Consider the following 26678-nt stretch of genomic DNA (forward strand, 5'->3'; position numbering starts at 1 on the left):
GCCGCGCCAGCGCCGCGCCGAGGCCCGGAATTCTCTCATCGCCCCAGCCTGGAGTCGCTAAGCTTGGCGTGTGCCTCGCCGTGATCCTGTGCTCGTCGTGGACGACGACGCCGTCAGCCGGCAGATGCTGCTGCACGCGCTGGCCGACGCGGGCATCGAGGCCGTCGCGGTCACCTCGGGCGCGGACGCGCTCGCATGGCTCAAGGCGAGCGTGCCCGCGCTCGTGCTGCTCGACCTCGTGATGCCGCCCCCTGACGGCTACGTGGTCCTCAGCGCCGTGCGGGACGCCCCCCGGACGCAGGACGTCCCCGTCGTCGTGCTGACCGCGCTCGACGCGGACGAGGACGTCGCCCGCGCCTTCGAGCTCGGCGCCGACGATTTCATCCGCAAGCCGTTCCGCCCTGCCGAGCTCATCGCACGCATCCGCGGTCAGCTCCGGATCCGGGACTACGTCGACGCGCTCGCGCGCAAAGAGCACGACGCGAAGGTGGTCCTCGAGCTCACGCAGGCGCTCTCCTCGACGCTCGACTTCCGGAACATCCTCTTCACGGTCGTGCGGCGCATCGCCGAGGTGGCGCGCGTCGACCGCTGCAGCATCGTCCTCGTGCGCGACGCGGGCGACGTCGGCTACGTGGTCGCCGCGAGCGACGACAAGGAGCTGCGGGATCTCCCGATCGATCTCGGCAAGTACCCGGAGATCCAGCGCGTCATGCGCACGGGCGACGTGCTCGTGATCGACGACGCGAAGGCGCACCCGCTGTTCGACATCGTGCGCGCGGAGCTCCCGGAGAACGCGTTCCGCTCGCTGGCGCTCCTGCCGATCTTGTTCGAGGACAAGCCGCTCGGCGTGCTCTTCTTGCGCGGCCGGCAGCCGGTGGCGCCCCACGCGCACGAGCTCTCGCTGGCCCGCACGGTCGCGAGCGCCACCGCGATCGCCCTGCGCAACGCGCGCATCCTGCAGTCGCTCCGCGACCAGACGCAGCAGAGCACCTTCGCGCGGTTCGAGGCGGAGCGCCGGCTGAAGGCGCTCCAGCGCTACGCCGACTTCTTCTATTCGACGGCGGACGGCATCGTCGTCGTCGATCCCGACGGCCACATCCTCTTCTCCAACCCGCGCGCGCAGGCGATCACGGGGCGCACGGCGGAGGACCTCGAGAGGGCGAACCTGGCCGATCTCGTCGACGCGCGCGAGCACCCGCTCCTCGAGGAGATCCGGGCCGGCTTCGCCAAGGGATCGTTCCCGCACATGGTGGATTTCACCGTGCGGCGGGGCGAGCACGAGCGGCTCATCCTCAGCTTCAGCTTCAGCAGCGTCCTTCGCGAGGAGAGCGGCGCCGTCCTGGTCAGCTTCCGCGACGTCACCACGGAGCGCGCCACCGAGGCGGAGCTCACCAAGACGAAGGAGTTCCTGGAGCGCGTCATCGACAGCTCGGTCGACGCGATCGTCTCGGCCAACATGGAGGGCGTCGTCCTGCTCTTCAACCGCGCCGCCGAGCGGATCTACGGGTATGACGCGAAGGAGGTCGTCGGCGCGATGAACGCCCGCGCGCTCTACCCCGACCACAACGCCGAGCACATCATGAGGCTCATCCACGCGAAGGAGCACGGCGGCCCCGGCCGGCTCGAGGGCTACCGGACCGAGGTCCTGGCCAGGGACGGGTCGCGGATCCCGGTGCACCTCTCCGCGGCGCTGATCTTCGAGAACGGCGTCCCGGTCGGCTCGGTCGGCATCTTCACGGACCTGCGGGAGCGGATGCGGATGGAGGCCCGCCTCACCGAGGCGCAGGAGGAGCTCCGCGCTCGCGAGAAGCAGGCCATCATCGCCGAGCTCGCGGGCGCGGCCGCGCACGAGCTGAACCAGCCGCTCACCAGCGTGCTCGGCTACGCCGAGCTGATCTGCCGCCGGATCGACGACGCGTCCCCCATCAAGGGGGCCGCGAGCACGATCCGCAGCGAAGCCGAGCGGATGGCGGAGATCGTCCGCAAGATCGGCAAGATCACCCGCTATGAGACGAAATCTTATGTCGGCGCCGCGAAGATCATCGATCTCGACCGATCGAGCGGCGACGACCCGAACAGGGTGATCGGGTGAGCGGAAAGACAGCGGAGCGCCTGGGGGAGCAGCCATTGTCCGACGCTCCCGTCACGCTCCGGAAGCCCCTCACCCGGGACATCCCGCTCGAGTGGGTGGACAGCCTGCTGATCGCGTCGAGCGAGCTGGATCCGTCGGCCTCCATCGAGCAGCGCGCCTCGGCGCTGCTCGGCGCGGCCGCGAAGGTGCTCACGGCCTGCGGGCTCGGCATCTACATCCCCGGCGCGACGGGGGCGCAGGTGGCCGTCCGGGTCTCGCCGCGCGCTCGCCGCGACGACGGCCGCGATCCGGCGCGGCTCCTCCCGGAGTTCGCCTTCGAGCGCGTCGTGGCGATCGAGCCCGGGGGTCGCTCGACGATGCACATCGCGGCCGACGACGCCGCGTACCTCGACAGCGCGCCTGTACAGGCGCTGGTCGACCGGCTCGTGCTCACCCTGGGCGCGTCGCTCCGCGAGGCGCGCGCGCACGAGTCGCTGCGCGCCCAGGTCATGCAGGCCGAGAAGCTGGCCTCGCTCGGGAAGATGGCCGCAGGCGTCGTGCACGAGCTCAACAACCCGCTCACCTCGATCCTCGCCTACTCCGAGTACCTGCGCCGCAAGGGCGAGCGCGGCGGCTTCGACCCCTCGGACATCGAGCGGCTCGCGAGGATCAACGACGCGGCGGATCGCATCCGCCGGTTCTCGCGCGACCTGATCGCCTACGCGCGGCCGTCCACGGAGAAGCCGGGCGCCGTCTCGCTCCACGACATCATCGAGCGCGCGCTCGTCTTCTGCGAGCACCTCCTCGACCAGACGGGCGTCACCGTCGAGCGGCGCTTCGACGAGATCCCTCCGGTTTGCGGCGTCATCGATCCGCTGACGCAGGTGTTCGTGAACCTGTTCACGAACGCCGCGCACGCGATGAACGAGCGCGGCGGCTGCCTCGGCATCTCCACCGCGATGTCGCCGGAGGACGGCTACATCACGGTGACGATCCGCGACGACGGGCACGGGATCGAGCCCGAGCACCTGCCGAGGATCTTCGACCCCTTCTTCACGACGAAGACCGACGGGACCGGCACCGGGCTCGGCCTGAGCATCGTAAGGAACATCGTTGCCTCGCACGGCGGCAGCATCCGCGCGGATGCGCGCGCCCCGCGCGGGACGGTCTTCTCTCTGGATCTGCCGATCGCGCTGCCGTCCTCGGCCCGCCGCTGAGCAGGGGCGAGCTCCCTCGGCTCAGGGCGCGACCTTGATGCCGAGCACGAGCACGCCGCCCATGTGCTGCTGACCCGCGACGAAGAAGCTCTCTCCGGCCTTGGCGTTCACCTCGAGCAGGGGCAGGAACGAGTTGCCGCCGGGCTTCTGGATGCTCGCGCTGACGACGAACCGCCTCGGCTCGTCCTTCTTCTTCGCGGCGACCACGTCCTTCAGCGACACCATGAGGACGCTGCCGTTCGGCAGGTTCGTCGTGGTCGGCTTCCCCTTCTGCAGGGTGACCTTCAGCCGCTCGAGGAGCTTGTAGCTGTTGTACGACGAGAACGGCGGCTTCCCGAGCTCGGGCATCTTGCCGATCTTCGGGTCGATGCCTTTCCCATCGTTCGTCGCGTGGAGGATCACGATCTCGGACGTGACCTCGGCGTCCGACGGCGCGGCCTGCGGGGGGGCCGGCGCCTGCTCTTGCGCGACGGCAGGGGAAGGGCTCACGCCGAGCGAAAGGACCATGGTCGCGGTGATCGCACTCGCAAGAAATCTCATCACTGTCCTCCCGGACCGTCATCGGAGAGCCAGACCACCGTGGTCGTCGGGCCTGAAGCCACGGCCTCCTGCGGGACGTAAAAGATGGTGCCCATGCGTGCCCCGAAGTCGACCGCGGCGATCTCGACGCCGGGCTCGGCCTCCCCCTCGAAGCTCGGCGCGGCGTCCGGCTCCTTCGCCGGCGCCGCGAGCGACGCGGAGGGCGCCGCGGGCGGCGGGGCGAGCAGCGCGGAGGGCGCCGACGTCGTCAGCTCCGCAGTGGGCGTCTCCACGCCCATCTTGCCCCAGACCATCAAGGCGGCGGCCGCCGCCACGGCGAGCGCCGTCAGCGCGAAGATGCCGCGCGCGTTGTCGTTCGCCGGCGATCCCTGGAGCCGCGCCCGGGCGCGGGGCGGCTCGCCCGACGGAGGCGCCGCGAGCGGCCGCGCGGCGCCGCCCCCGTCGACCCGCGCGGCGCCCGCCTGCCCTTCGAGGATCTTCGCCATCACCCCGTCGGCGATGCCGTCGGCCGCGCTCGAGGCCAGCGCGCTGTCCCGGACCATGTCGGCCGCGGTGACGAGCGCTGCGACCTTCGCCCGGCAGCGCGGGTCGTGGAGCACGTACTCCTCCACCTGCCGGTGGCGCGCCTCATCGAGCTCACCGTCGACATAGAGCATCAGCTCCAGATCCGTCGGCGGGGCGCTCGCTTCCCCGTGATTCGCCTTGCTGCTGTTGGCGGTGCTCACGCGATCTCCTCCGGGTCCTCTGCTGCGGCCTTGCCCTCTTCCTCCGCGTAACAGTCGGCGAGGGCGCGCTGAAGCTTCTGACGGGCGTGGAACAGGCGGCTCATGATCGTCCCCTTCGAGACCCCCATGGCCTGAGCCATCTCCTCGTACGACATGCCCTCCACCTCCCGCATCAGGATCACGCCTCGGTGGTAGGGCGGCAGCGCGTCGAGCGCGGCCTGGATGCGCCCGGCGATCTCCCGGCGCCGGACGACGTTGAGGGGGTCCGCGCCGTCGATCCGAGCGACGAGCGGGAAGTCGGACTGCTCGTCCGCCGCCTGGTTCTCCTGGAGCTCGAGGTCGCGGCGCCCCGGCTTCCGCATGAGGTCGATCGCCAGGTTCGTGACGATCCTGTAGAGCCAGGTGAAGAACGAGGAGCCCCCCTGAAAGGAGCCGAGGCCCTTGTAGACCCGGAGGAAGGCGTCCTGCACGAGCTCGCGCGCGTCGTTCTCGTCGCGGACGAGCCCCATCGCGATCGCGAACGCCCTGCGCTGGTGCCGTTCCACGAGCGAGCGGAAAGCCGCCTGGTCCCCCTTCTGCGCTCGCTCGATGAGCTCACGATCTTCCTCCGCTTCCCGCCGTCGCGCCTCGCGATTGGACGCACGGGCGGAAGCGCTATTCAGGCGCGGGTGGATCTGCTTCGCTTCGGGGTGGTCGCCCTCCGCGGACAGGTCGTCGCCTTCCGCGTCGCCCTCGCCGGGATCACCGGGAGGTGCGACCGGCTCGAGCTCGTCCGGGTGAGAAGGTGCAATGGCCACGGGGTCAGCTTACCTGAGGAGGCTGGGGGACGAGGGAGGTCGCGGAGCAGGCGGCCACGCACGGCGCGCGGCAGCAGGCGAACGTGCCGGGCGGCAGACGGCGGCCGTCCGGCTCACGGCTCATCGGCCTCGTCGCTGAGCTCGGGCAGCTCGCCCAGCGTGAGGCGGACATCGAAGACCCGCTCCAGCCGCGCGACGCGGAGCGTAACGACCTTGTTCACCCCGGCGATGCTCGCCATCCACCGGAGCTCGTTCGGGTCGGAAATCGTCTTTCCTTCGAAGCCGAGGATCACATCGTCCGGCGCGATGCCAGCCCGGTCCGCGGGTCCCCCCGCCACCACGGTCTTCACCCACGCCCCCTTTCGATCGGGGCGCTTGAGCCGCCCCGCCTCGATCGAGTTGAGGACGTCGACGATCACCCCGACCTGGCTCCGCCGGATCTTGCCGTCGCGCAGCAGCATCGGGAGCAACTGCCGGACCATGTTGATCGGGATCGCAAACCCGATGTTGTTCGCGTTGGCGCGCACGGCCGCGTTGATGCCGACCACCTCGCCCTTGAGGTTCAGGAGCGGGCCGCCGGAGTTGCCGGGGTTGATGCTCGCGTCCGTCTGGAGGAAGTTGAAGTAGCCGCTCGGGTCGAGCCCCTTCACGTCGTCCCGGGTGCGGCCCTTGGCGGAGAGGATGCCCGCCGAGACCGTGTGGGAGAGGCCGAAGGGGTTGCCGATCGCGACCACCCAGTCGCCGACCTCGGTGGTGTCCGAGTCGCCCAGGGGGAGCGACGGGAGCCCCTTCTCGTCGACCTTCAGCACGGCGACGTCCGTGTGCTTGTCGCGACCGATGACGGTCGCCTTGATGTCGCGGCCGTCGACGAAGCTCACGAGGATGTCGGTCGCCCCCTCGATCACGTGGTTGTTCGTCAGCAGGAAGCCCTCTGGATCATAGACGAAGGCGGTCCCGAGCCCCTCGGCGACCGTGCGGCGGCGGCCGCCCGGCTGCTGCTGCCGCTCGACGCGCGCCTTGACCGTCGCGACCGCTGGATCGGCCCTGCGCGCGAGCGGCGCGAAGGAGCCGGGCATGCCCTCGGAGCGGACGATCGGAGGAGGAGGCGGCGCGGACGGAGGCGGCGGCGCGGTCGTCACCGGCACGGCGCCCGAGGGGACGGTGGAGCTGCTTGCGCTGGAAGAGTGGCCAGGAGAGGCCTTGCTGCACGAGGCGACCAGCGAGGCGAGGAGGACCCACAGGAGAGCCCTGGCGCCAGCGGTCACGATCGTTTCGAGACCTCGAGGTAGCGCATCCGCAGATCGTAGAGCGCCTGCTCGAGCAACCTCTCCTCGTCGCCCGAGAGGTTCCCCTTCGTCTTCTCCTGGAGGAGCGACAGCAAATCGATGTCCTGATGCGCGAGGATCAGGTTCTGCTCTTCCCTGCCGTCGGGGCTGGGCGCGTCGCCGAGGTGCACGTACGCGGAGCCGATGATCGACAGCACGAAGGTCGAGAAGTCGAGCGTCGGCAGCTCCGGGGGGCTCCCCGGCGGAGGGAGCTCTTCCCGATTCTTCGCGTCGCTCACTCTGCGCCTTCGTCGTCGAGCTCGGGCTCGATCCGCGACCCCTGCGCCGACGCGCCGAGCGCCGGCTGATCGACGGCGATCCCCTCGGCGTGCTCCTCCAGGTCCGGCAAGCCCGCGAGGTGCGCCTCGATGGTCCCGGCGCTGAGCGTCCCGCTCGCCAGGAGGCGCTCGCGCACCCGGCGGTCGAGCTGCAGCTCCGTCAGCTTGCCCTTCTCACCTACGGTCATGATGTGATCTCCTCGGACAACCCACCAGTTCGCGGTGGGCTTATGACGACTTCTTCGAGAGCGTCACGAGCACCCCGCCATCGCCGTGCTCGTGATGGTGGCTGTGATCGTGGTCGTGGTCGTGGTCGTGACCGCAGCAGCCCTCGCCATCGGAATCCTCGATGCGCTCCTCCAGCTCGGCCTGAGCCTGCGCGATCTCCTCCTCGCTGGCGGCGCGCACGTCCTTGACCTGAACCTGAAAGCGCACCTTCTGGCCTGCCAGAGGGTGATTCGTGTCCACCCGGAAGCCCTCGGGGAGGATCTCGATGACCCGGAGCGCGATCGGCGAACCGTCCGGGCCCTGGGCGACGAACTCGTCGCCGACCTCGACAGCGCCCCCATCGGGGAAATCCGCCTTGTCCACCTCGAAGACGCCAGCGTCATCGCGCTCGCCGAACGCATCTTCCGCCTCGACGGTGATCTCGCGCTGCTCGCCGGCGCGCAGCCCTTCCAGCGCGCGCTCCAGCCCGGGCACGATCTGAGCATAGCCGTGCGTGTAGACGAGCGGCTCCGCGGTCGATGCTTCATCCACCGTCTCTCCGCTTTCATTGAAGAGGACGTAGGACAGCGTGACGACCGTATCCGTTGCGATGGGCAGCGACTCCATGGGGCGGCGGTTGGTCTGCCACGGCGGTTCCGCGGTTTCAAGCGAGGCGCGCTCGCGCGGCAGCATGCTATGAGGACGTCCGATGGCCGACTCCATGGCTCGGGCGACCGGCCGCGACCCCCTCGACGCGTCGCCCCCTGCTGCGCAGGCCACCACGGAAACGGAGCGCCTCCGTCCCGGAGAGGCGGCGCCGGGCGAGACGCGACCGGCCTCGACCGCGCCGGCGCCCCCCGGCGGCGCGGCAGCCCGGGGCCTGCGCGAGGGCGGACCGCGTCCTCGACGTGGAGGAGAGAGCCTGGAGCAAGAGCTCTCCCGGGTAGGCACGAAGCGCTGGCTCGCTCGCCTCGGCGTCCTCGCGACGATCGCGGCGCTCGTCGCGGGGATCGTCGTCTGGCGGATCCGGACGAGGCCCCCGCCGCCGCCGCGCTACGTCACGGGCGACATCACCACGGGCGACGTGCTCGAAGTGGTCCAGTCGACGGGGCAGGTCAAGCCGCTCACCGAGGTGCAGATCGGCGCCCAGGTCTCGGGGCGAATCACCAAGGTCTACGTGGACTTCAACAGCATCGTGAAGGCCGGCGACGTGCTGGCCGAGATCGATCCGACGCTCTTCGGGGCGCAGATCGACTCGAACCAGGCGCAGATCGCGGCGGCGAGCGCGAGCGTCGTGCGCTCGGAGGCGTCGCTCGGGACCGCCAAGCAGCGGCTCGAGCGCGCGAGGAAGATGGTCGCGGAGGGGGTGGGCTCGCAGGCCGATCTGGACACGGCGCAGGGCGCCTACGACGTCGCGCTCGCCGACCTCGCGGCCTCGAAGGCGCAGGTGGCGCAGCTCAGGGCGGTGCTCCGCTCCTCCACGACGAACCTCCAGTACACGCGCATCTTCTCGCCCATCGACGGGGTCGTCATCAGCCGCGCGATCGACCCCGGGCAGACGGTGGCGGCGAGCTTCCAGGCGCCGACCCTCTTCGTGATCGCCCAGGATCTCCGCAAGATGCGCGTGCTCGCCGACATCGACGAGGCGGACGTCGGGCGGCTCCGCGAGGGCATGACGGCGGACGTGAGCGTCGATGCGTTCCCGGGCGAGACGTTCCGAGGGACGGTGAGCCAGGTGCGCTACAGCCCGCTGAGCCAGTCCGGCGTCGTGACGTACGCGGCGGTCGTCGAGGTCGACAACCCCGACGTCAAGCTCCGGCCGGGGATGACGGCGACGGTGAGCGTCCGGTCCGCCGAGGCCAGGGGGGTGCGGCGGCTGCCGAACGCGGCGCTCCGGTTCAAGCCCGCCCCCGCGCGGGACAAGGACGGCAAGGCGATCAAGGCGCCGCCCCTCGAGCCGCTCCCGCCGAAGAAGGGCCGGATCTACGTGCTGACCGACGCGACGCCCGGGGCGGAGAAGATCGAGCCGCGCGTCGTCGACGTCGGGATCACCGACGGCATCTTCACCGCGCTCGGGTCCGATCTCGGGCCGCTCAAGGTCGTCACCGACGAGAACGACGATCCGTCAGCGAGCGGCAGGGGGCGCGGCCCTCGGCTGTTCTGAGGCGTGATGCTGCCCCAGAGCCAAGACGTCGCCGCGGCGCCCCGGGACGAGCCGCTCATCGAGCTCTCGAGCGTCGGCAAGGACTACACGACCGAGGCCGTCGTCGTGAGGGCGCTCCGGCACGTGGATCTGACCATCCAGCACGGTGATTTCGTCGCGATCGTCGGGCAGAGCGGCTCGGGCAAGAGCACCCTGATGAACATCATCGGGTGCCTGGACCGGCCGACGCATGGCACGTACCGGCTCGACGGCCTCGACGTCACCCGGCGCAGCAACGACGCGCGCGCGATCGTCAGGAACCGCCTGATCGGGTTCGTCTTCCAGGGCTTCAACCTGCTGCCGCGCACCACGGCGCTCGAGAACGTCGAGCTGCCGCTGGTCTACCGGGGCGTCGGCGCGGCGGAGCGGCGCAAGCGGGCGCTCGACGCGCTCGGCGCGGTGGGGCTGGCAGAGCGCCTGCACCACACGCCGAACCAGCTCTCGGGCGGGCAGCAGCAGCGCGTCGCCATCGCGCGGGCGCTCGTCACCTCACCGCCGCTGCTCCTCGCCGACGAGCCCACGGGCAACCTCGACACGCGCACGAGCTACGAGGTGCTCGGGCTGCTGCAGCGGCTCAACCGGGGCGGGATCACGATCGTCCTCGTGACGCACGAGCCGGACATCGCCGCGTGCGCGAGCCGCGTGATCACGATGCGCGACGGCGAGATCCGCAGCGATCTCAGGAACGATCGCCCCGTCGACGCGGCCGCGGCGCTGGCCGCGCTGCCGCTCTCCGCGGCGGAGCGCGACGAGCTCTCGCCATGAGCGGCTACCTCGCCGCCGTCCGGATCGCGCTGCGCGCCATCGTCCGCTCGAAGCTCCGCGCCGCCCTGACGGTGCTCGGCATCCTGATCGGGGTCTCGGCCGTTGTGATCGTCGTGGCGCTCGGGACGGGCGTGCGCAACCGCGTCCTGGGCGAGATCTCGGGCATGGGGGCGAGCTCGATCTACATCTTCCCGCAGTCGACGCAGGCGTCGGGGCTGAAGCGCCGCGAGAACGCGAGGATGTCGGAGGCCGACGGGATCGCGATCCTGAAGGAGTCGACGAGCGTGGTCGCGCTGAGCCCGTTCAGCTCGACGTCGACGCAGGTCGTGGCCGGAGAGGCCAACGTCGCGACCCAGGTCATGGGCGTGACCCGGAGCTACCTCTCGATCCTCTCGTACAGCGTCGGGGTGGGCGAGGGCTGGACCGAGGCCGACGAGCAGCTCAAGGCGAAGGTCTGCCTGATCGGCGAGACCGTCCGGGAGAACCTGTTCGGCTCGGGCGAGGCCGTGGGCCGGTACATCCGGATCGGCAAGCACCCGTTCCGGGTGATCGGGGTGCTCGCGAAGAAGGGGCAATCGCCCTTCGGCGAGGACCAGGATGACCGGCTGCTCATGCCGATCGGCAGCTTCCGATCGCGGATCGTGCCGAGCGCGCCGGGCCGGGTGCAGATGCTCGTCGCCGCCGCCACGAGCGAGCGGACCGTCGATCGCGCGGTGGAGCAGATCGACAGGATCCTCCGGCAGCGCCACGAGATCGCGCCGGACGGCGAGCCGAACTTCGTGATCCGCACGCAGGCGGAGTTCCGCGCGTCCCAGGAGCGGATCCTGGACACCTTGACGATGCTCCTCTCCTCGATCGCCGCGGTGTCGCTCCTCGTCGGCGGGATCGGCGTCATGAACATCATGCTGGTCAGCGTCACCGAGCGGACGCGCGAGATCGGCATCCGCATGGCCATCGGCGCCTCCGAGGGAGACATCCTCGTCCAGTTCCTCGTCGAGGCCATCACCCTGTCGCTCATCGGGGGCGTGCTCGGGCTCGGCGCGGGGCTCGGCGTCATCAAGGCCCTCGCCGCGACGCTCGGCTGGAACATGACGTTGCCGGCCAGCGCGGTCGTCGTCGCGGTGGGGACGAGCGCGACGATCGGGATCGTCTTCGGGTTCTTCCCGGCCCGCCGCGCGGCCCGTCAGGATCCCATCGCCGCCCTGAGGCACGAATGAGCGCCACGCTCACCCGGGTGTTCTCCGCGGTCGTGATCGCGCTGCGCGCCGTCCGCCGGAACAAGCTCCGCGCCGGGCTCACGATCCTGGGGATCACGATCGGCGTCGCGGCCGTCGTCACCGTCACGGCGCTGGCGAGCGGCGCGCGCGCCAACGTCAACGCGCAGATCTCGAACCTCGGCTCCAACTCGCTCATCGTCTTCGCCCGCTCCGCCCGCGCCTCGGGCGTCCGCAGCACCGCGGGCGCCAGGCTCTCGGAGCTCGACGGCCAGGCGCTCGCGCGCGAGTCGACGAGCATCCGGCTCGTGGCGCCGTTCCTCAGGTCGAGCGCCCAGGTCATCCACGAGGGCCAGAACGCGAGCCCGACGCTCGTCGGGACGCGCCTGAACTACTTCGAGATCCGGAGCTGGAAGGTCGCGCAGGGAGAGCCGTGGAGCCCCGCCTCGGAGAACCTCTCCGAGAAGGTCGTCGTGATCGGGGCCCAGACCGCGCGCGATCTGTTCGGATCGCTCGATCCGGTCGGCCGGATGGTGCGGATCGGCCGCCAGATGTACCGCGTGCTCGGCGTGCTGGAGGAGAAGGGGGCGTCGCCCTTCGGGCAGAGCCAGGACGAGATCGTGCTGATGCCCATCACCACGATGCGGTCGCACGTCATGGCCACGCGGCCCGGGGAGGTTCACGCCATCTTGCTGAGCTCGACGTCGGCCGAGACGTCGGAGCGCGCCAGGCAGCAGGCCGAGGCGATCCTCCGCCAGCGGCACCGCATCGGCGAGAACGACGAGGACGACTTCGCCGTCCGGAGCCAGGCGGAGTTCCAGGCCATGCAGGACGCGATCTTCGCGGCGCTCTCGGCGTTGCTCATCAGCATCGCGGCGGTGTCGCTCGTCGTGGGCGGCATCGGCGTCATGAACATCATGCTGGTCAGCGTCACCGAGCGCACCCGGGAGATCGGCATCCGGATGGCCATCGGCGCCCGGGAGATCGACATCCTGCTGCAGTTCCTGCTCGAGGCGCTCGTGCTCGCCACGCTGGGCGGCGTCGTCGGCAGCGCGCTCGGGTACGGCGTCATCCTCGGGTTCTCGCGCGCGTTCGGCTGGCCGATGAGGCTCGAGCCGGCCGCGCTCGCGGTCGCGCTCGGGGTGAGCACGGCGATCGGGATCGTCTTCGGGTTCTTCCCGGCGCGGCGGGCCGCGCGCATGGATCCCGTGAACGCGCTGGGGCGCGAGTAGCGCGAAGCGCGCCGGACCGCGGGCGGTGGCTGGCGGAGGAGGGAGGCGGAGGCGCCGCCGCACGGGCGGCGCCGCCTCCCCGGGATCAGCTCTTCTTCATCAGGTCGGCGAACGTGCCGAACTTGGCCTCGCGCGCGACGCCCGCGCGGTACTGCTGGTACGCCTGCTTCTCGGCGTCCTCCTTGAGGGCGCGGATCGACAGCTTGGCCTCGCCCCGGCGCGGATCCACCTCGATGATCTTCGCGTCGAGCTGGGTCCCGATGGGGAACTCCTTCCGGAGGTCGGTGCCGCGCTGCGTACCGGTGTGGCCGGCCGGGATGAAGCCGCGAGCCGCTCGCCCCGTGGTGCCGAGCACCCGGACGACGAGCCCCCCTTCGGTCACCTGCGTGACAGCCACCTTCACCGCCTTGCCCTGCTGAACACGCTGGCGCGGCTCGCTCTCCTCGCCCTCGGGCGGAGCAGGGTGGAGCCCGATGCGCCGGCCCGCGGCGTCGCAGGTCGCGACGACGACGTCGACATCGTCGCCGACCTTCACGACCTCGTTCGGGTGCTGGATCGGCTTCATCGAGAGGTCGGCCGTGTGGATGAGCCCATCGATGCCCGGCTCGAGCTCGATGAACGCGCCGAACGGCTGCAGGCGAGCGACCTTGCCCTTGTGGCGCGTGCCGACCGCGTACTTCTCCTTCACCGCGTCCCACGGGTCGACCGTGGCGGCCTTGCGGCTCAGCCAGAGCTTGCCCTTGTCGTCGACGCGGAGGACCTTCACGTCGATCTCCGCGCCCGGCTTGAACAGGTCGGCCAGCTTGGCGCCGCGGTCGTGGCTCGCCTCGCTCATGTGCACCAGCCCCTCGACCCCGCCGGCGTCGGGGAGCGCGACGAACACGCCCCACGCGACGACCTTGCGCACGATGCCCTTGTGCAGCGAGCCGGGCTCGATCGACGTGAGCGCCTCGGTGCGCGCCTTCCGGCTCTCCTCTTCGAGCATCTTGCGGCGGGACACGACGATGTCGCGCCCCTTCTTCGCGAACTGGGTCACGCCGAAGTCGAGCCGCTGGCCCACGAGGTAGTTGAGGTCGGCGCCGTGGCGCAGATCGACGTGCGACGCCGGCGCGAAGGCGCGGAGGCCGCCGAGATCGACCTCGAGCCCGCCCTTCACCGCCCCGGTCACGAACCCCTCGATCGACTCGCCGCTCTGGAGCGCAGCCTCGGCGCGCGCGCGCGCCTGATCGAGCTGCACAGGCGCCCTCGACAGGAGGAGCATGCCTCCGCGCACGCCGGTGCTCGCCACCGTCGCGATGAACTGATCCCCCTCGACGGGCGGCTCTTCCTCGAGGATCTCACGGCGGTCGAACAGCCCCGTCGCCTTCCCGGCGATGTCGATCCAGATGGCGTGGTCGGTGATCTTGCTGACCTTGCCGAACACTTCCTCGCCGATGCTGAAGGCCGGGCGCTCGCGCGGCGGCGGCGCGCCCTGCCCCTTGCGCCGCTTGCGCTTCTCGCCACCAGGCTGCGGCTGCCCGCCCGCCTCGTCGGCCGCCTGCTCCTCCTCGCCTTCCTCTTCTTCTGCCGCGTCGGCCGCCTCCGCGCCGCTGGCCTCGGCCGCGTCGGCCGCCTCGCCCTCGGGCTGGCCGGCCTCCTCCGCGCCCTTGCGGCGACGGCGGCGACGGCGCTTCTTTCCAGCGCCACCCTCGGTCTGCGCGGCCGCACCGGCCTCTCCGGCCGGCGCGGGCTTCGCGGCAGGCGCGGGCCTCGCGGCCGGCGCGGGCTTCGCGGCCGCCGGAGGGGTCCGCCTGCCGGGCGAGAACCCCGGCTTGCGGTTGCCGATATCGTCCCGCGGCAGGCCTGGAACGCGGTTGCCGATGTCGTCGCCCGGCTGCTCTTCCCACTCGTCGTCGGCATCACTCGCCGGGGCGGCGCTCGCCGCCGCGGCCGGTGTCGCCTCGGACTGGGCCGAGCTCGCCTGCGGCGACGTTTCTTCGCCGGGCTCGTGGCTCGCTTCGGTCGGGGGGGTGGACCCCCCTTCATGGGCTTGGGCTGCTTGCTCGGGCGCAGCGTTCGACGACTCGAGCGGGCCGCCCTGGTCGGCCGGAGCTCCCGGCGCGTCCGCCGGCGTGGTGGTATTTTCGTGGGTATTCATCCGCGCCTCGCGCGACAACGCATGCCGATGGGGGCGAAACGTGCTCGCGTTCTCTCCAGCGGCCCCCTCGGTTGAATGGGGGAAGGGGCCGGAACCATATCGTACCCGGGACGTTTACGCGAGAGCCTACCGCATGATGGGCAGGTGCTTGTTGGTCCCCCCGCTCCGATCGATGCGGAGGCCGCCCCCGCTCGCGAGGTTGTGGGCGCTGACCTGGCCGGCCAGCCGCTCCGCCACATCCACGAAAGCGCGCGCAATCGGGCTGCTCGGGGCAGCCTGTACGACCGGCGTGCCGGCGTCGCCCCACTCCCGGATGGCCGGATCCATCGGGATCTGGCCGAGCAGCGGCGCCTCGGCGAACTCCGCGATCTTCTGCCCGCCGCCGGCCCCGAAGAGCTCGTGCCGCTTGCTGCACCCGTCGCACACGAAGTAGCTCTCGTTCTCGACCACGCCGAGCAGGGCGATCCCGACTTTCTGGGCCATCGAGACCGATTTGTACACGTCCTGGAGGGCCACCTCCTGCGGCGTCGTCACGACGATCGCGCCCGTTGTCCTCATCTTCTGGGAAATCGTCAGCGCGATGTCGCCGGTACCAGGCGGAAGATCCAGCACGAGGTAGTCGAGCTCACCCCATTCCACGTCGCGCATGAACTGGATCAGGGCGTTCTGGAGCATCGGCCCGCGCCAGACGACCGCCGATCTCGGATCTTCCAGCAGGAAGCCGATCGACATGAGCTTCACGCCGAAGCGCTCGAGCGGCAGGAACTTCTGCCCATCGGCCGACGTCGGGCGGCCCATCACGCCGAGCATGGTCGGGACGCTCGGCCCGTACATGTCCGCGTCGAGGAGGCCGACCTTGGCCCCCTCGCGGCTGAGCGCCAGGGTGAGGTTCGCGGCGACCGTGCTCTTGCCGACGCCGCCCTTGCCGCTCATCACGAGGATGATGTTCCGCACGCCCGGGGACGGGTCGTCCTGAAGGATGGTGCGCGTGGGGATGCCGACGTCCCACGCGATCCGGACGCCCTTCGCGCCGGCGCCCTTCAGAGCCGCCTCGATGTCCGTCGCGAGCCGCTGCTTGAAGTAGCTGGTCAGCTCGACGGTGAGCGAGACGGCCTCGCCCTCGACCGAGAGCTCCCGGACGCGACCGAGGTCGGTGATGGGGCGCTGGAGGTCCGGCGCGATGACCTTTGCCAGCGCGGCGAGCGCGGCGTCCTTCGTGATGGGCATGGGGCGAAGGAGTTAGGACTGCTCGGGATTCCCGTCAACCGGCGAGCGCGGCGTCGCCGCGGGCGCTCGCTCTGGCCTGGCCGGGCGCGGCGCGACACAGGCCGTTCCTGCGCCCGGCCGGCGCCGTTACCAGCAGGTGGCGACCTTGGAATCGGGGTCGCCGCGATCGAGCTGGCGCGACGGCAGGTAGCACCGCGAGTCCACGCAGTCCCCGCTCGAGTTCTGCTCGACGCACACGCACGCGCCGACGAGCCCGCTGGGCGACTTCGGGCAGACCTCGGCCGCGTTCTCCGCGGTGCACCGGATGGGGAGCGCCGCGTCCAGGCACGCCCGCTCGCCGCGCAGCGTGGTGGTGCACTCCATCGTGGAGTCCGCGTCGCCGCAGTCGGTGTCGTTGCGGCACGGCTCGCAGAAGTTGCCCTTGCCGGTGCAGGCGCCGAACCGCGGGATGCACGCGCCCTCGTCGCACCGGAAGTCCAGGTCGCAGTCGGAGTCCGCGCTGCAGGACCTGGCGCACCGGCGCTCGCCGTCGATCGCGACGCAGCGCTGCTCCGCGGCGAACGAGCAGTCGAAATCGGTGCTGCACGGCGCGCACTGGGCGCGCTTGACGCAGGTGCTGCGCAGCAGGCACACCGGGCCCTCGACATAGGTGTTGCCGTCCCCGAACGTGGACGGGTCGATGCACTCCTCGTCGGTCTCACCGCAGAAGCCGTCATCCCCCTTGTCCGTGCCGCAGATCGCGTGAGGATCGCGGGACACGGCGCACTCGAAGCCGCCGGGGCAGTCCGCGTCGCCCATGCAGTGCGGCATCGTGCAGTAGGCCTCGGCGTCGCCCTGCCCCTTGCCAAGGCACTCCAGGCCGAGCGAGGTGCACTGGTCGGGAGAGCAGGCCGGGACGACGCAGGCGCTGCCGTCGCTGCACTTGCCGGCGGAGCAGGCGGGGTCGCCGCCGCACCGCTCCGTGTCGCGCTGGCACTCGCCTGGGTTCCCGTTGCATTGGGTCGGGTTGCACGGCGTCTCGTCGGGGCAGCGCCCGAACTGGCCGCACTCGGTGCCGAATGGACAGGGCGCACCGAAGCCCACCATCTTCTCCTTCTGCGTGCAGACCAGGATCTCGGCCTTCGTGTCGTCCTCCGCGGCCGGCGCGCAGTCCTGGATGCCTGGAATACATTCGCGGTGGCTGCTGCACCTGAGCACGCAGCGGTTGCCGACGCAGGTGTTGCCCTCCAGGCAGAGCTCTGGCTTGCATTTGCCCTCGCAGACGCCGTCGACGATGACCCCCCCGAAGCATTTGTCCTGTGGCGTACCCGACGAGCATGCGCCGCTCGCGATGGCCGCCCCGCTCGCCAGGCAGCACAGCATCAGGAAGGCGTGGATACTACGGAGACGGGGCCGACGGGCGCTGTGAGAAGCGACAACCTGCTGCATAGGACCTCAGCGCGGGAAACACCCGCGGATCGGGGCAGGCACGGCGGGCCTGGCCGGAGATTGCGGAAACGCGCTCCCGAGCGAAGCGGCGACGCCAAGGTTGCCCTTGACGCCCCCCGTGCCGCCCAGAAGAATGAGCACTCCTACACCATACTTCAGGCGGTGGCATCATGCGAATCGACGCGGTTCTCGGTGGGATGGGCCTTTTCGTCGTGGCGGCTCTAGGGCTCGTCGGCTGCGCAGAAGAGGATCCCATTCCTGCTCCTCCTTTTCCCGAGGGGACGGGTCAAGCTGCGAACGCTCGATATCCGGCTGGGCCGTATGGGGTGAGCCTCCACCGGGTGATCGCGAACTATCAGTTCGTCGGGTACGCCAACGCCGCCGAACACAACGACACGATGCAGCCGATTCAGCTCGCCGATTTCTACAACCCGACCGGGACGGAGGTCTTTCCGGAAGGCTCGCTTTACGGCGCGGGAGAGCCGAAGCCGAAGGTGCTGCTGATCGACGTCTCGTCCGTATGGTGCGGCCCCTGCAAAATCGAGGCAGAGTCCGTCCTGCCCGGGCTCTACAAGAAGTATCAACCCCAGGGCGGCGAGTTCCTTGTTCAGCTCGCAGACGGAAGGACCCCAGGCGAGGCGGCGGTCCCGAACGACCTGTACCGCTGGACGACCCGGTACGACGTGCAGTACCCGTCGGCGATCGACCCTTCGTACAAGCTCGGCGCGCTTTTCCAGGCCGACGCATTCCCGGCGAACATGATCGTCAGGACGCAGGACATGACGATCATGGAGATCGTCGCTGGCGTGCCCGAGGAGAACAGCAATTTCTGGCGGACCTTTGAGAAGATCATGAACGGCGAGCTCTGAACGGGCTTCGCCGTGGGCGCGTCGTCGAACCACCGGTCGGCGCGCGCGTGTAGGGAGAATTTGCCAGGGCGCCGCAGAGGGCGCCCGCGACGTTGAGCCCTCATGCCGGTCGGCCGCTCAGGCCGGCCCCTTCGCGACGGAAACCCAATGAACCGAAAAACCCGCTGCGCGCTCTCGCTGGCGTTCATTGTCCTCGGCCTCGCCGCCGCCTCGTGCGGAGCTGCCTCCGGCGGCTCATCGGCGAGCCCGGCCCCGGATTTCTCGCTCCCCGCCCTCGACGGCAAGACGGTCAGGCTCTCGGACTATGCCGGCAAGAGCGTGGTGCTCATCGACTTCTGGTCGACCACCTGCGATCCGTGCCTGGCGGAGATGCCCCACCTCGTCGAGCTCTACAAGAAGCACAGGGACAAGGGGTTCGTCGTGCTCGCCGTGTCGCTCGACGGACCGGAGTCGCGGGCGCAGGTGAGCAGCACGGTCCACGACAGGGAGATGATCTTCCCTGTGCTCCTCGACGAGGAGACGACCGTGGCCGCCCGGTACAATCCGAAGCGCGAGCTTCCGTTCTCCGTGCTCATCGGCCGAGACGGCTCGATTCTTCACAAGCGCGGCGGGTACCAGCCCGGCGACGAGGCGGCGCTCACCGAGCAGGTCGAGAAGGCGCTTGGCCTGTAGCGCCGGGGCGGCCGTCCGGCGCGCCTTGTCGGCGCGATCGGCGGCTCGCTCGCTCCACGGCGGCGAGGTCCATGGTAGAGATCGGGCGGTGCGCAGCCCGCTCCGCCTCGTCCGTTCCTGCCTGACAGCGACGCTCTTCCTCGCGGCCTCGCCGGCGGCGGCGGTCGATCTCCCGAACGTCGGCGGCGAACCGATCTCGCTCGATGTCGTGAACACCGCGGCCGTCAGCTACCACTTCGACAACCGCAACGACGATCGCCGCTATCCCTCCCGCCATCTCGACGACAACTACGGTGAGATCGTCGATCGGCTCGACGCCCAGCTCAACTGGTGGCGCCTCCAGCTCGGAACGCGGCTCAACGCCTCTTTCTACCTGGCCAGGCCCTCGGCGACCAGCTTCGAGCTGCAACAGAAGGTCCTGAACGACGAGGTCTCGTTCGATCTGAACGACGCCGCGCGGGAGGTTCACTCCCGCTATTTGACGACGGTCTATCCAGCGAAGCTCTGGCTCACCTACACGCAGCCGGGCATCGAGGCGACAGCAGGCGACTTTTACGCCCAACTCGGACGCGGCCTCGTTTTCAGCGTGCGGAAGATGGACGAGCTCGCCATCGATACGACCGTGAGGGGCGGCAGGCTCGTGCTCGACAAGGATTTCCAGCTATTCAGGCTCGAAGCCACCGCCTTCGCCGGGCAGATGAACCCGCTGCGCGTCGATGATGCGAGCGGCAGGCGGCTCCATGGCGACGGGTCGCCGCTCTTCTTCGGCTTCCCTGGCGCCGACGACCTTGTCACGCGCGAGACGACCGTGGATGCGGCGGGAAACCCTCGTACCCGCGATGTCACCGAAGGGGCACGGCCGAACTACCTGGAGGACACCGTGCTCGGCGGACGCCTGGAGGCAAGCCTGAAGGGCGTGGAGCTCGCGGCGAACGGCGCGCTGCTGCTGCGCAAGACATACACCGAAGAGTTCAATCGATGCCTGGACGAAGGCGGCGCGGATCTTCAGGTCGCGCTGCGCCTGTGCGGCGGGAAATTCCCGGAGTTCAATGTCGTCAGCGCCTCCCCTGCGCGGCAGCACAACACGATCCGCACCTTCAGCGGCTCGGTGAGCATTCCGTCCGTCGCGGAGCGCGGGGACGTCTACGTCGAGGTTGCCGGTCAGCAGCTCCGTGGCGGTCATCTCGACCGTGATGACATACCGGCAAAAGACGTGTCCGGCTATGCGGTCTATCTGGCGGCGAACGGGCGTGGCGGTCCGCTCGCCGTCGCCATCGAAGGGAAGCATTACCGGCGATTCTTCCCGCTCTCGGCCAACATCGACGTCTCGTCGCTGTCGAACCCGGGGTTCAATGCGCCGGAGTTCGAGGGTGTGGCGTACAACCAGCCTCCGACGGCGGAGCCCATCTACGTCGAGCCGATCGGAGCGCCCAACGTCTGCGTGACCGGCGGGCGCGGGCGCGTCGACTACCGCTTCACCCGGAGCGCCGCCATCTATGCCTGGCTCGGTCGCTACGTGAGCTTCTCCGAGCGCCAGGCGAACGATGATTGCAAGACGGACGACACGAACAGGACCGACACCTGGGACACTGCGGCAGGCACCGAGATCGATTTCGACGGCAGCCGCTCGCACGTGCGCGCGTGGGCTGGAGTCCGGCAATCCGATGAAGCCGACACTGGCCACGTCTTCTACAGCGAGGGCTACGTCCGCTACGATGTCGTGAAGCACCTCGCCGGCGCGTTCTCGATCCAGGCGCAAGGCAACAGCCGTCGCCGTTACAGGCCAGAGAACTTCGAATCTTCCTGGGTCGAAGGGGACAACTACCTCGCGCTCCAGTGGTCGCCCCACCTCGCGGCGATGTTCGGCTACGAGTACACCTCACAGCCTGGGTGTGAACCTGGCAAGGACACCGAGCTCTGCCATTTCTTCAACGGGGGGCTGCAGTGGAAGGCCGGGTCGAGGAGGACGACGCTCGACCGTATCGTCGATACCGTACAGCTCTTCGTGGGCCAGCGGCGCGGGGGCCTGCGTTGCGTTTCGGGCGTGTGCCGGTTCTTCCCACCGTTCGAGGGGGCGCGGCTCGAGCTCGTCTCCAGGTTCTGAGCGACCGGACCACCTCAGCAACGCTCAGAACGCCTCGAGGATGGCGCAGGCCACCGACGTCCTGACCCGGGGCTCTGCGTCGGCGAGGAGCGATGCGGCGCGCGGGATCTCGCCGAGCGCGACCAGGCCCGCCCCCGCCGCCTCGCGCACCGGGATCTCGCGGGATCGGACGTCGCGCTCCAGCAGCGGCACGACCGCGCGGATCCCTGCACGTGCGAGGACTCCCCGCGCGAGCACCGCGCGCGTCGACGTCCCCGCGGCGAGCTTCATCAGCCAGGCGACGGCCGCGGAGCGCTCGCGCGCCGCGGCGTCGACGTGGCGGCTATGGACGGCGAAGACCACGGCCTCATCCGGATCGCCCTGCGCCTCGATGAGCGCAGACCGCACCGCCGGGTCCTGGAGCGGCGCGGAGAGGATGGCGTAGACGCGATCCCGGCTCTGGCTGGAGCGGATGGAGCCGATGAGGACGGAGATCGCTTCGCCGGCGCCCTCGCCTCCGGCGCGGACCAGCGCGCGCGCGGCGGCGATCGCGGGCGCGCCGCGCTGGGTGGAGATCACCCAGCGCAGCTGCGCGCGCCCGCCGCCCTCCAGCGCGCGCGGCGTCGCCCACGCCTCGGCGATCGCCTCGCGCCCGGCTTCATCCGAGAGGGTCCAGACATCGCGCAGCGCCAGCACGATGTCCTGACCGCCGAGCGCCCCGGCGGCGCGGATCGCCAGCGTCCGCGCGAGCGGGTAAGGATCGAGCCGCGCCGCCTCGAGCAGCGCTTCCCGATCGCTCGGGTCCGCGGCGGCGGCGGCGGCGCGAAGCGCCGAGACGCGAACCTCCTGATCTCCGTCGAGCATCCGCGAGCGGCGCAGCGCGCCGTCCTCGGCTGTGACGAGCGCCCGCGTCTCCAGCGCGCGGAGCGCCGTGTCCTTGCCGGGGTACCGCCCCGCCGCCGCGTCGCCCGCGTACCGCTTCACGCGCTCCGGGTCGGTGAGCCCCGCCTCGAGGAGGATCATCGCCGCTGTGGTGGCGATCGCGTCCGAGCCCGCGGCGCGCTCGGCGAGCGCGTCCTCCAGCGCGCGCGCGCACGTCCGGAGCTCGCGCAGCCGATCGGCCCCCGATGGCGGCGTCGCGCGCGCGATCTCCCCCTGCGCGACCGCGCGGGCGATCGCTCGTGCGTCGTCGCTGTCCAGCGTGCCGCGGCGGAGCTCGTCGCTCAACGTGCGGCGCAGCTCGTCGAACCTGCCCGCCTCGGCTGCGCGTAGGGAGGCCGAGCTCGCGCAGCCGGTGACGGCGGCGAACGAGAGGAGGCCGGCGAGGATCGACCGGGAGAGCACGCGGCGCATGACGCGCCTCTTACCGCGCCGAAGTTCGCGTTCGAAGCCCCTTCGGCTCGACCACCCGGGGAATCCGTTTTATAGGGCGGTCACGCTCCGGCACCATGCGTATCGACGTCATCGTCAACACCACGGCGCGCCGGTACCGGGCGAGGCCGTCGCTCATCGACCGCATGGCGGCCGCGTGCGCTGGCGCGGCTGAGCTCCACCCGACCTCGAACGTCGCGGAGCTCGCGGAGGCCTGCGAGCGGCTCGCCCAGCGAGGCACGGATCTCGTCGCGCTCTCGGGCGGCGACGGCAGCTTCATGGCCGGCGTCACGGCCCTCGCGCGCGCCTTCGGCGAGCGCTCGCTGCCGCCTCTTGTCCTGCTGCCAGGCGGCACCGTGGCGACCGTCGCGCGGAACTGGGGCATGACCGGCGATCCGGCCGTGCTCCTCGCGCGGACGGTCAGCGAGGTTCGCGGCCTCCCGAGCGGCGCGGCCATCCCGAGCGCCGTCCGCCGGCCCACCCTGCGCGTGCGCGCGACGACGCGCAGCGGCGTCGAGGAGCGCATCGGCTTCATCTTCGGCACCGGGCTCGTGGCCAGCTTCTTCGATGTCTACTACGAGCGCGGAGGCGACGGCTACGGCGCCGCTGCGCGCATCGTGGCGCGGGTGTTCGTCGAGTCCTTCTACGGCGGCGCCTACGCGCGCCGCGTCCTCGACCCGCTGCCCTGCACGATCGACGTGGGGGGGCGGCGGCTCGCCCCGCGCGCCTGGTCGCTCATCTGCTCGTCTGCAGTGCGTGACCTCGGGATCCACATGCTGGTCACCTACCGGGCAGGGGAGGATCTCGATCGCCCTCACCTCGTCGCCAGCGCCCTGCCTCCTCGAGAGCTCGGGCCGCGCGCTCCGCTCGTCCTCGCGGGCCGCCGGATCGGCGGCACGGACCACTTCGACGACCTCGTCCAAGACTTCACGGTCCGGTTCGGCGCCGAGGCCAGCGCGACCTCGCTCGGGGACGGCCCCTACATCCTCGACGGCGATCCCCTTCGAGCCAGCGAGATCCGGGTCTCCGCCGGGCCAGCCATCGACGTCCTCTCCGCGCGCCGCTGAGATCGCGCGCTCGCCGACGCCCTGCGCCGATCGGTCGGCGAGCCGGCTGCTGCATCGCATGACGGAATCATGACCGGCGTCGTGAGCCCCAGTGACGGGCGTGCTCGATGCTCCATCCACCTTGGAACCCATGACGCAAGCGCCTGCATCGAGCCCTACACGGGTCGTCGTACCGAAACCTGGCCCCAGCCTCGGCCAGATCTTCAACGTGCTGGGGATCGCTGCGATCCACATCGGCACCGTTGTCGCCATCGTCCGAGGTGCGACATGGAAGCTCGCGGCGCTCGCCGCGGCGACCTACCTCGTCCGGATGTTCGCGATCACGGCGGTCTACCACCGGTACTTCTCGCACCGCAGCTACAAGACCAGCCGCGGCCTGCAGTTCCTGCTCGCGCTGCTCGGCACCACGGCCACGCAGAAGGGCCCGCTGTGGTGGGGGGGGACGCACCGCGTCCACCACAAGTACTCGGACACCGAGCGCGACGTCCACAGCCCGCTCCGCAAGGGGTTCTGGTACGCGCACATGGGTTGGTGGCTCGGCCGCGAGCACGAGGAGCTGGACCTGAAGCGCATCCCCGACTTCGCGGGTTTCCCTGAGCTCCGCTGGCTGGACCGCTACCACGCGATCGGGCCGATCGGCATGATGGCGCTGCTCCTCACGGTGGGCGGCTACGACGCGTTCCTGTGGGGCTATGTCGTGTCGACGTGCGCGCTCATGCACGGCACGTTCACGATCAACTCCCTCGCGCACGTGTTCGGCTCGCGGCGCTACGCGACGACCGACACGAGCCGCAACAACTTCTGGCTCGCGCTGATCACCCTCGGCGAGGGCTGGCACAACAACCACCACCACTACATGAGCAGCGCGAACCAGGGCTTCTTCTGGTGGGAGATCGACGTCAGCTTCTACGTCCTGCGCGCGATGGAGAAGCTCGGCCTGATCTGGGAGCTCAGGACCGCGCCGGCGCACGTGCTGCAGCGGAACCTGATCAAGGAGGTCGGCGAGCGTTCGCCGCTCCTCGCCCCTCGGGCCACGAACGCCGAGCCCCTTGACCCCCCGCCGCTGGGCCGGCCGAGCCTCGGCGACGTCTGATCGCGCGCGGCGTTCGTCATCGATGATCTGCGGACGGAGGCTGCAGGGCCGCCTTCGTCCGCGAGAGCTCGCGACAGAACCCTCGACGACCATCGCAGCGCCGCCCGTCTCGCCGTCGATGCGGCGGCCAGAGCCCCTCGACGGAGCCCGTGGCGCACGAACCTGGGCACCCCGCTCTAGTTGACGGACGAGGCAGCTTGCTGGGTGTGGGCCGCGGCAGAATCGCCGGGCTTCGGCTTCTCGGCCTTGTTGCGCTCGCGTTGGCGCTCCAGACCGGCGCGCACGAAGCGCGCGAAGAGCGGGTGCGCGCTATGGGGGCGGCTCTTGAACTCGGGATGGAACTGACAGCCCACGAAGTACGGGTGCTCGCGCAGCTCGATCATCTCGACGAGGCGCTGGTCGGGCGACGTCCCGGAGAGCACGAGCCCCTTCTGCACCATCGCCTCGCGGTACTTGTTCGACACCTCGTACCGATGCCGGTGCCGCTCGCTGATGCTCGTCTGCCCGTACGCCTCCGCGGCGATCGAGCCCTTGTCCAGGACGCACGGGTACGCGCCGAGGCGCATCGTCCCGCCCTTCTCGACGACCCCCTTCTGGTCGGGCATCAGATCGATCACCGGGTCGGCCGCGTTGCGATCGAACTCCACGGAGTTGGCCCCCGTCATGCCGCAGACGTGGCGCGCGTACTCGACGACCGCGAGCTGCATGCCGAGACAGATCCCGAAGAACGGGATCTTCTCCTCGCGCGCGTAGCGGATGGCTTCGATCTTCCCCTCGGTCCCGCGATCGCCGAAGCCGCCGGGCACGAGGATGGCGTCCAGGTTCGACAGCAGCTCGGCCGCGCCGCGCGCCTCGATCTGCTCGGAGTCGATGTACTCGAGCTCGACCCGCACGTCGTTGTGGAGCCCGCCGTGGACGAGCGCCTCGTGCAGCGACTTGTAGGAGTCGCGCAGGTGCACGTACTTGCCGACGACGCCGATCTTCACGATGCCGCGGGACGGCTTCTTGAATCGCTCGACGATGCGCTGCCACGGCGACAGGTCCGGCTGCCTCGCCCAGATGTTGAGCAGCTCCGTGATCTTCTCGTCGATCCCCTCGGCGTGGAGCACGAGGGGGAGCTCGTAGATGCAGTCGACGTCGACGGCCGCGATCACGCAGTCGACGGCGACGTTCGAGAAGAGGGAGATCTTCTCCTTCATGCTGCGCGGGAGCGGCCGATCGCAGCGACAGAGGAGGATGTCCGGCTGAATGCCGATCTCGCGCATCTCCTTCACCGAGTGCTGGGTGGGCTTCGTCTTCAGCTCGCCCGCCGTCGCGATGAACGGCACCAGCGTGACGTGCACCGAGATCGCGTTCTGCGCGCCCGACTCCACCTTGAGCTGGCGGATCGCCTCGATGAAGGGAAGCGACTCGATGTCACCCACGGTGCCGCCGACCTCGACAATCGCGACGTCGGCCCCATCCGCAGCAGAACGGATGCGCAGCTTGATCTCGTCCGTGACGTGCGGGATCACCTGCACCGTCGCCCCGAGGTACTCGCCGCGGCGCTCCTTTGAGATGACCGCCTCGTAGACGCGGCCGGTGGTGAAGTTGTTCTGGCGGCTCATCCGGGCGAGCGTGAAGCGCTCGTAGTGCCCGAGATCGAGATCGGTCTCCGCTCCATCGTCTGTGACGAAGACCTCGCCGTGCTGGTAGGGGGACATCGTGCCGGGATCGACATTGATGTACGGGTCCAGCTTGAGGTGGGTGACCTTCAACCCACGGGACTCCATCAGCGCCCCGATCGAGGCCGCAGCCAGTCCCTTGCCGATCGACGATACGACTCCGCCTGTGACGAAGACGAATTTGGTCCGCTTGCTCATGACCCATCGCTCCGCTGCGCCGTGTGCGCGCCTGTAACCAGTCCCTCGAGCGGCGCTCCAAGGTGAGCGCCGCCAAGGGTCGGCTGTCCACGGCAAATACCTTGCCCGGCTTACAAGCCGCACGGCCCCGTCAGCAGGACCGAAGCCGGAGGAAACCCCGCGACGGGGAACCCCGCGCCGGCAACAGAACCTGACCCACCGTACGAGCCCATCTGCAACCGGCAGGGACCCACGGCAAGCCTGCGCGACGTGATGCCGCTCTGAATCCGCCGGCATTCTAGGCCGCTCTCCCAGC

Annotated in this window: 23 protein-coding genes; 11 read left to right on the forward strand and 12 right to left on the reverse strand. The window is 70.2% G+C overall.

The genetic code is table 11. The features are described 5' to 3' along the window. Positions 1–70 precede the first annotated feature (70 nt). Both WMF44_RS38440 and WMF44_RS38445 read left to right on the forward strand, forming a co-directional pair. A complete protein-coding gene (locus tag WMF44_RS38440; RefSeq protein ID WP_437295019.1) occupies positions 71–2092 on the forward strand; it encodes a PAS domain S-box protein in 2022 nt (673 codons plus the stop codon). Continuing rightward, positions 2089–3288 carry a sensor histidine kinase gene (locus WMF44_RS38445; protein ID WP_437295020.1) on the forward strand — a complete coding sequence of 400 codons (1200 nt, stop codon included), beginning with the start codon at positions 2089–2091 and terminating at the stop codon, positions 3286–3288. The genes WMF44_RS38440 and WMF44_RS38445 overlap by 4 nt, the downstream gene beginning before the upstream one ends. 21 nt (positions 3289–3309) lie before the next feature. On the opposite strand, the gene WMF44_RS38450 is transcribed toward WMF44_RS38445, so the two are convergent. The 7 genes from WMF44_RS38450 to WMF44_RS38480 all read right to left on the reverse strand — a co-directional run bounded on the left by WMF44_RS38450 (position 3310) and on the right by WMF44_RS38480 (position 7853). Further along, entirely contained in the window at positions 3310–3828 is a 519-nt protein-coding gene (locus tag WMF44_RS38450) for a hypothetical protein (protein ID WP_437295021.1), read from the reverse strand. Then, positions 3828–4553 (reverse strand): anti-sigma factor family protein, encoded by a 726-nt coding sequence (locus tag WMF44_RS38455; protein ID WP_437295022.1) that lies wholly within the window; start codon positions 4551–4553, stop codon positions 3828–3830. Before WMF44_RS38455 ends, WMF44_RS38450 begins: the two co-directional genes overlap by 1 nt. Next, a complete protein-coding gene (locus WMF44_RS38460) occupies positions 4550–5350 on the reverse strand; it encodes a sigma-70 family RNA polymerase sigma factor (RefSeq protein ID WP_437295023.1) in 801 nt (266 codons plus the stop codon). Before WMF44_RS38460 ends, WMF44_RS38455 begins: the two co-directional genes overlap by 4 nt. Before the next feature lie 113 nt (positions 5351–5463). Next, positions 5464–6615, reverse strand: a complete 1152-nt coding sequence (locus tag WMF44_RS38465) for a S1C family serine protease (RefSeq protein ID WP_437295024.1) — start codon at positions 6613–6615, stop codon at positions 5464–5466. Further along, the gene (locus tag WMF44_RS38470) at positions 6612–6914 is read right to left on the reverse strand and encodes a DUF1844 domain-containing protein (RefSeq protein WP_012239831.1); all 303 of its coding nucleotides are present in this window, start codon (positions 6912–6914) and stop codon (positions 6612–6614) included. Before WMF44_RS38470 ends, WMF44_RS38465 begins: the two co-directional genes overlap by 4 nt. Further along, the gene (locus tag WMF44_RS38475; RefSeq protein ID WP_012239832.1) at positions 6911–7141 is read right to left on the reverse strand and encodes a hypothetical protein; all 231 of its coding nucleotides are present in this window, start codon (positions 7139–7141) and stop codon (positions 6911–6913) included. The genes WMF44_RS38470 and WMF44_RS38475 overlap by 4 nt, the downstream gene beginning before the upstream one ends. Before the next feature lie 40 nt (positions 7142–7181). Beyond that, positions 7182–7853, reverse strand: a complete 672-nt coding sequence (locus WMF44_RS38480) for an FKBP-type peptidyl-prolyl cis-trans isomerase (protein WP_437295025.1) — start codon at positions 7851–7853, stop codon at positions 7182–7184. A 16-nt stretch (positions 7854–7869) separates the two neighbouring features. Between WMF44_RS38480 and WMF44_RS38485 the strand changes: the two genes are divergently transcribed. From WMF44_RS38485 to WMF44_RS38500, 4 genes are read left to right on the forward strand one after another with little or no spacing between them, the layout of a single operon-like run. Beyond that, positions 7870–9324, forward strand: a complete 1455-nt coding sequence (locus WMF44_RS38485; RefSeq protein WP_437295026.1) for an efflux RND transporter periplasmic adaptor subunit — start codon at positions 7870–7872, stop codon at positions 9322–9324. 6 nt (positions 9325–9330) lie between these two features. Next, positions 9331–10128, forward strand: coding sequence for an ABC transporter ATP-binding protein (locus WMF44_RS38490; protein WP_437295027.1), 798 nt, complete (start codon positions 9331–9333; stop codon positions 10126–10128). After that, the gene (locus WMF44_RS38495; protein WP_437295028.1) at positions 10125–11345 is read left to right on the forward strand and encodes an ABC transporter permease; all 1221 of its coding nucleotides are present in this window, start codon (positions 10125–10127) and stop codon (positions 11343–11345) included. The genes WMF44_RS38490 and WMF44_RS38495 overlap by 4 nt, the downstream gene beginning before the upstream one ends. Beyond that, positions 11342–12574 (forward strand): ABC transporter permease, encoded by a 1233-nt coding sequence (locus WMF44_RS38500; RefSeq protein WP_437295029.1) that lies wholly within the window; start codon positions 11342–11344, stop codon positions 12572–12574. The genes WMF44_RS38495 and WMF44_RS38500 overlap by 4 nt, the downstream gene beginning before the upstream one ends. 85 nt (positions 12575–12659) lie before the next feature. Here WMF44_RS38500 and WMF44_RS38505 read toward each other — a convergent pair whose 3' ends face one another. The 3 genes from WMF44_RS38505 to WMF44_RS38515 form a co-directional block, all read right to left on the reverse strand. Continuing rightward, positions 12660–14711, reverse strand: coding sequence for a S1 RNA-binding domain-containing protein (locus WMF44_RS38505; RefSeq protein ID WP_437295030.1), 2052 nt, complete (start codon positions 14709–14711; stop codon positions 12660–12662). A 126-nt stretch (positions 14712–14837) separates the two neighbouring features. After that, positions 14838–15938: a P-loop NTPase gene (locus WMF44_RS38510; RefSeq protein WP_437295031.1), complete on the reverse strand. Its 1101-nt coding sequence runs from the start codon at positions 15936–15938 to the stop codon at positions 14838–14840. Between the two features lie 126 nt (positions 15939–16064). Beyond that, the gene (locus WMF44_RS38515) at positions 16065–17300 is read right to left on the reverse strand and encodes a hypothetical protein (protein WP_437295032.1); all 1236 of its coding nucleotides are present in this window, start codon (positions 17298–17300) and stop codon (positions 16065–16067) included. A 407-nt stretch (positions 17301–17707) separates the two neighbouring features. Between WMF44_RS38515 and WMF44_RS38520 the strand changes: the two genes are divergently transcribed. The 3 genes from WMF44_RS38520 (at position 17708) to WMF44_RS38530 (ending at position 21011) form a co-directional block, all read left to right on the forward strand. Next, a complete protein-coding gene (locus WMF44_RS38520) occupies positions 17708–18235 on the forward strand; it encodes a TlpA disulfide reductase family protein (RefSeq protein ID WP_437295033.1) in 528 nt (175 codons plus the stop codon). Between the two features lie 147 nt (positions 18236–18382). Continuing rightward, positions 18383–18907: a TlpA disulfide reductase family protein gene (locus WMF44_RS38525; RefSeq protein ID WP_437295034.1), complete on the forward strand. Its 525-nt coding sequence runs from the start codon at positions 18383–18385 to the stop codon at positions 18905–18907. 88 nt (positions 18908–18995) lie between these two features. After that, a complete protein-coding gene (locus WMF44_RS38530) occupies positions 18996–21011 on the forward strand; it encodes a DUF6029 family protein (RefSeq protein ID WP_437295035.1) in 2016 nt (671 codons plus the stop codon). Positions 21012–21035: 24 nt separating this feature from the next. On the opposite strand, the gene WMF44_RS38535 is transcribed toward WMF44_RS38530, so the two are convergent. After that, positions 21036–22343 (reverse strand): hypothetical protein, encoded by a 1308-nt coding sequence (locus WMF44_RS38535; protein ID WP_437295036.1) that lies wholly within the window; start codon positions 22341–22343, stop codon positions 21036–21038. A gap of 95 nt (positions 22344–22438) precedes the next feature. On the opposite strand from WMF44_RS38535, the gene WMF44_RS38540 reads away from it, so the two are divergent. After that, positions 22439–23428, forward strand: a complete 990-nt coding sequence (locus tag WMF44_RS38540) for a diacylglycerol kinase family protein (RefSeq protein WP_437295037.1) — start codon at positions 22439–22441, stop codon at positions 23426–23428. A gap of 130 nt (positions 23429–23558) precedes the next feature. Further along, positions 23559–24521, forward strand: a complete 963-nt coding sequence (locus WMF44_RS38545; protein ID WP_437295038.1) for an acyl-CoA desaturase — start codon at positions 23559–23561, stop codon at positions 24519–24521. 176 nt (positions 24522–24697) lie between these two features. On the opposite strand, the gene WMF44_RS38550 is transcribed toward WMF44_RS38545, so the two are convergent. After that, positions 24698–26383 carry a CTP synthase gene (locus WMF44_RS38550; protein WP_437295039.1) on the reverse strand — a complete coding sequence of 562 codons (1686 nt, stop codon included), beginning with the start codon at positions 26381–26383 and terminating at the stop codon, positions 24698–24700. Between the last annotated feature and the right edge of the window lie 295 nt (positions 26384–26678).

It is taken from the genome of Sorangium sp. So ce426, assembly GCF_051475585.1.
Classification (GTDB): domain Bacteria; phylum Myxococcota_A; class Polyangia; order Polyangiales; family Polyangiaceae; genus Sorangium; species Sorangium cellulosum_B.

Coding starts and splice junctions, on each gene's coding strand:
- WMF44_RS38450 (WP_437295021.1), bottom strand. CDS start 3,828: ATGAGATTTCTTGCGAGTGCGATCACCGCGACCATGGTCCTTTCGCTC.
- WMF44_RS38475 (WP_012239832.1), bottom strand. CDS start 7,141: ATGACCGTAGGTGAGAAGGGCAAGCTGACGGAGCTGCAGCTCGACCGC.
- WMF44_RS38480 (WP_437295025.1), bottom strand. CDS start 7,853: ATGCTGCCGCGCGAGCGCGCCTCGCTTGAAACCGCGGAACCGCCGTGG.
- WMF44_RS38485 (WP_437295026.1), top strand. CDS start 7,870: ATGGCCGACTCCATGGCTCGGGCGACCGGCCGCGACCCCCTCGACGCG.
- WMF44_RS38490 (WP_437295027.1), top strand. CDS start 9,331: ATGCTGCCCCAGAGCCAAGACGTCGCCGCGGCGCCCCGGGACGAGCCG.
- WMF44_RS38495 (WP_437295028.1), top strand. CDS start 10,125: ATGAGCGGCTACCTCGCCGCCGTCCGGATCGCGCTGCGCGCCATCGTC.
- WMF44_RS38500 (WP_437295029.1), top strand. CDS start 11,342: ATGAGCGCCACGCTCACCCGGGTGTTCTCCGCGGTCGTGATCGCGCTG.
- WMF44_RS38505 (WP_437295030.1), bottom strand. CDS start 14,711: ATGAATACCCACGAAAATACCACCACGCCGGCGGACGCGCCGGGAGCT.
- WMF44_RS38510 (WP_437295031.1), bottom strand. CDS start 15,938: ATGCCCATCACGAAGGACGCCGCGCTCGCCGCGCTGGCAAAGGTCATC.
- WMF44_RS38515 (WP_437295032.1), bottom strand. CDS start 17,300: ATGCTGTGCTGCCTGGCGAGCGGGGCGGCCATCGCGAGCGGCGCATGC.
- WMF44_RS38525 (WP_437295034.1), top strand. CDS start 18,383: ATGAACCGAAAAACCCGCTGCGCGCTCTCGCTGGCGTTCATTGTCCTC.
- WMF44_RS38535 (WP_437295036.1), bottom strand. CDS start 22,343: ATGCGCCGCGTGCTCTCCCGGTCGATCCTCGCCGGCCTCCTCTCGTTC.
- WMF44_RS38540 (WP_437295037.1), top strand. CDS start 22,439: ATGCGTATCGACGTCATCGTCAACACCACGGCGCGCCGGTACCGGGCG.
- WMF44_RS38545 (WP_437295038.1), top strand. CDS start 23,559: ATGACGCAAGCGCCTGCATCGAGCCCTACACGGGTCGTCGTACCGAAA.
- WMF44_RS38550 (WP_437295039.1), bottom strand. CDS start 26,383: ATGAGCAAGCGGACCAAATTCGTCTTCGTCACAGGCGGAGTCGTATCG.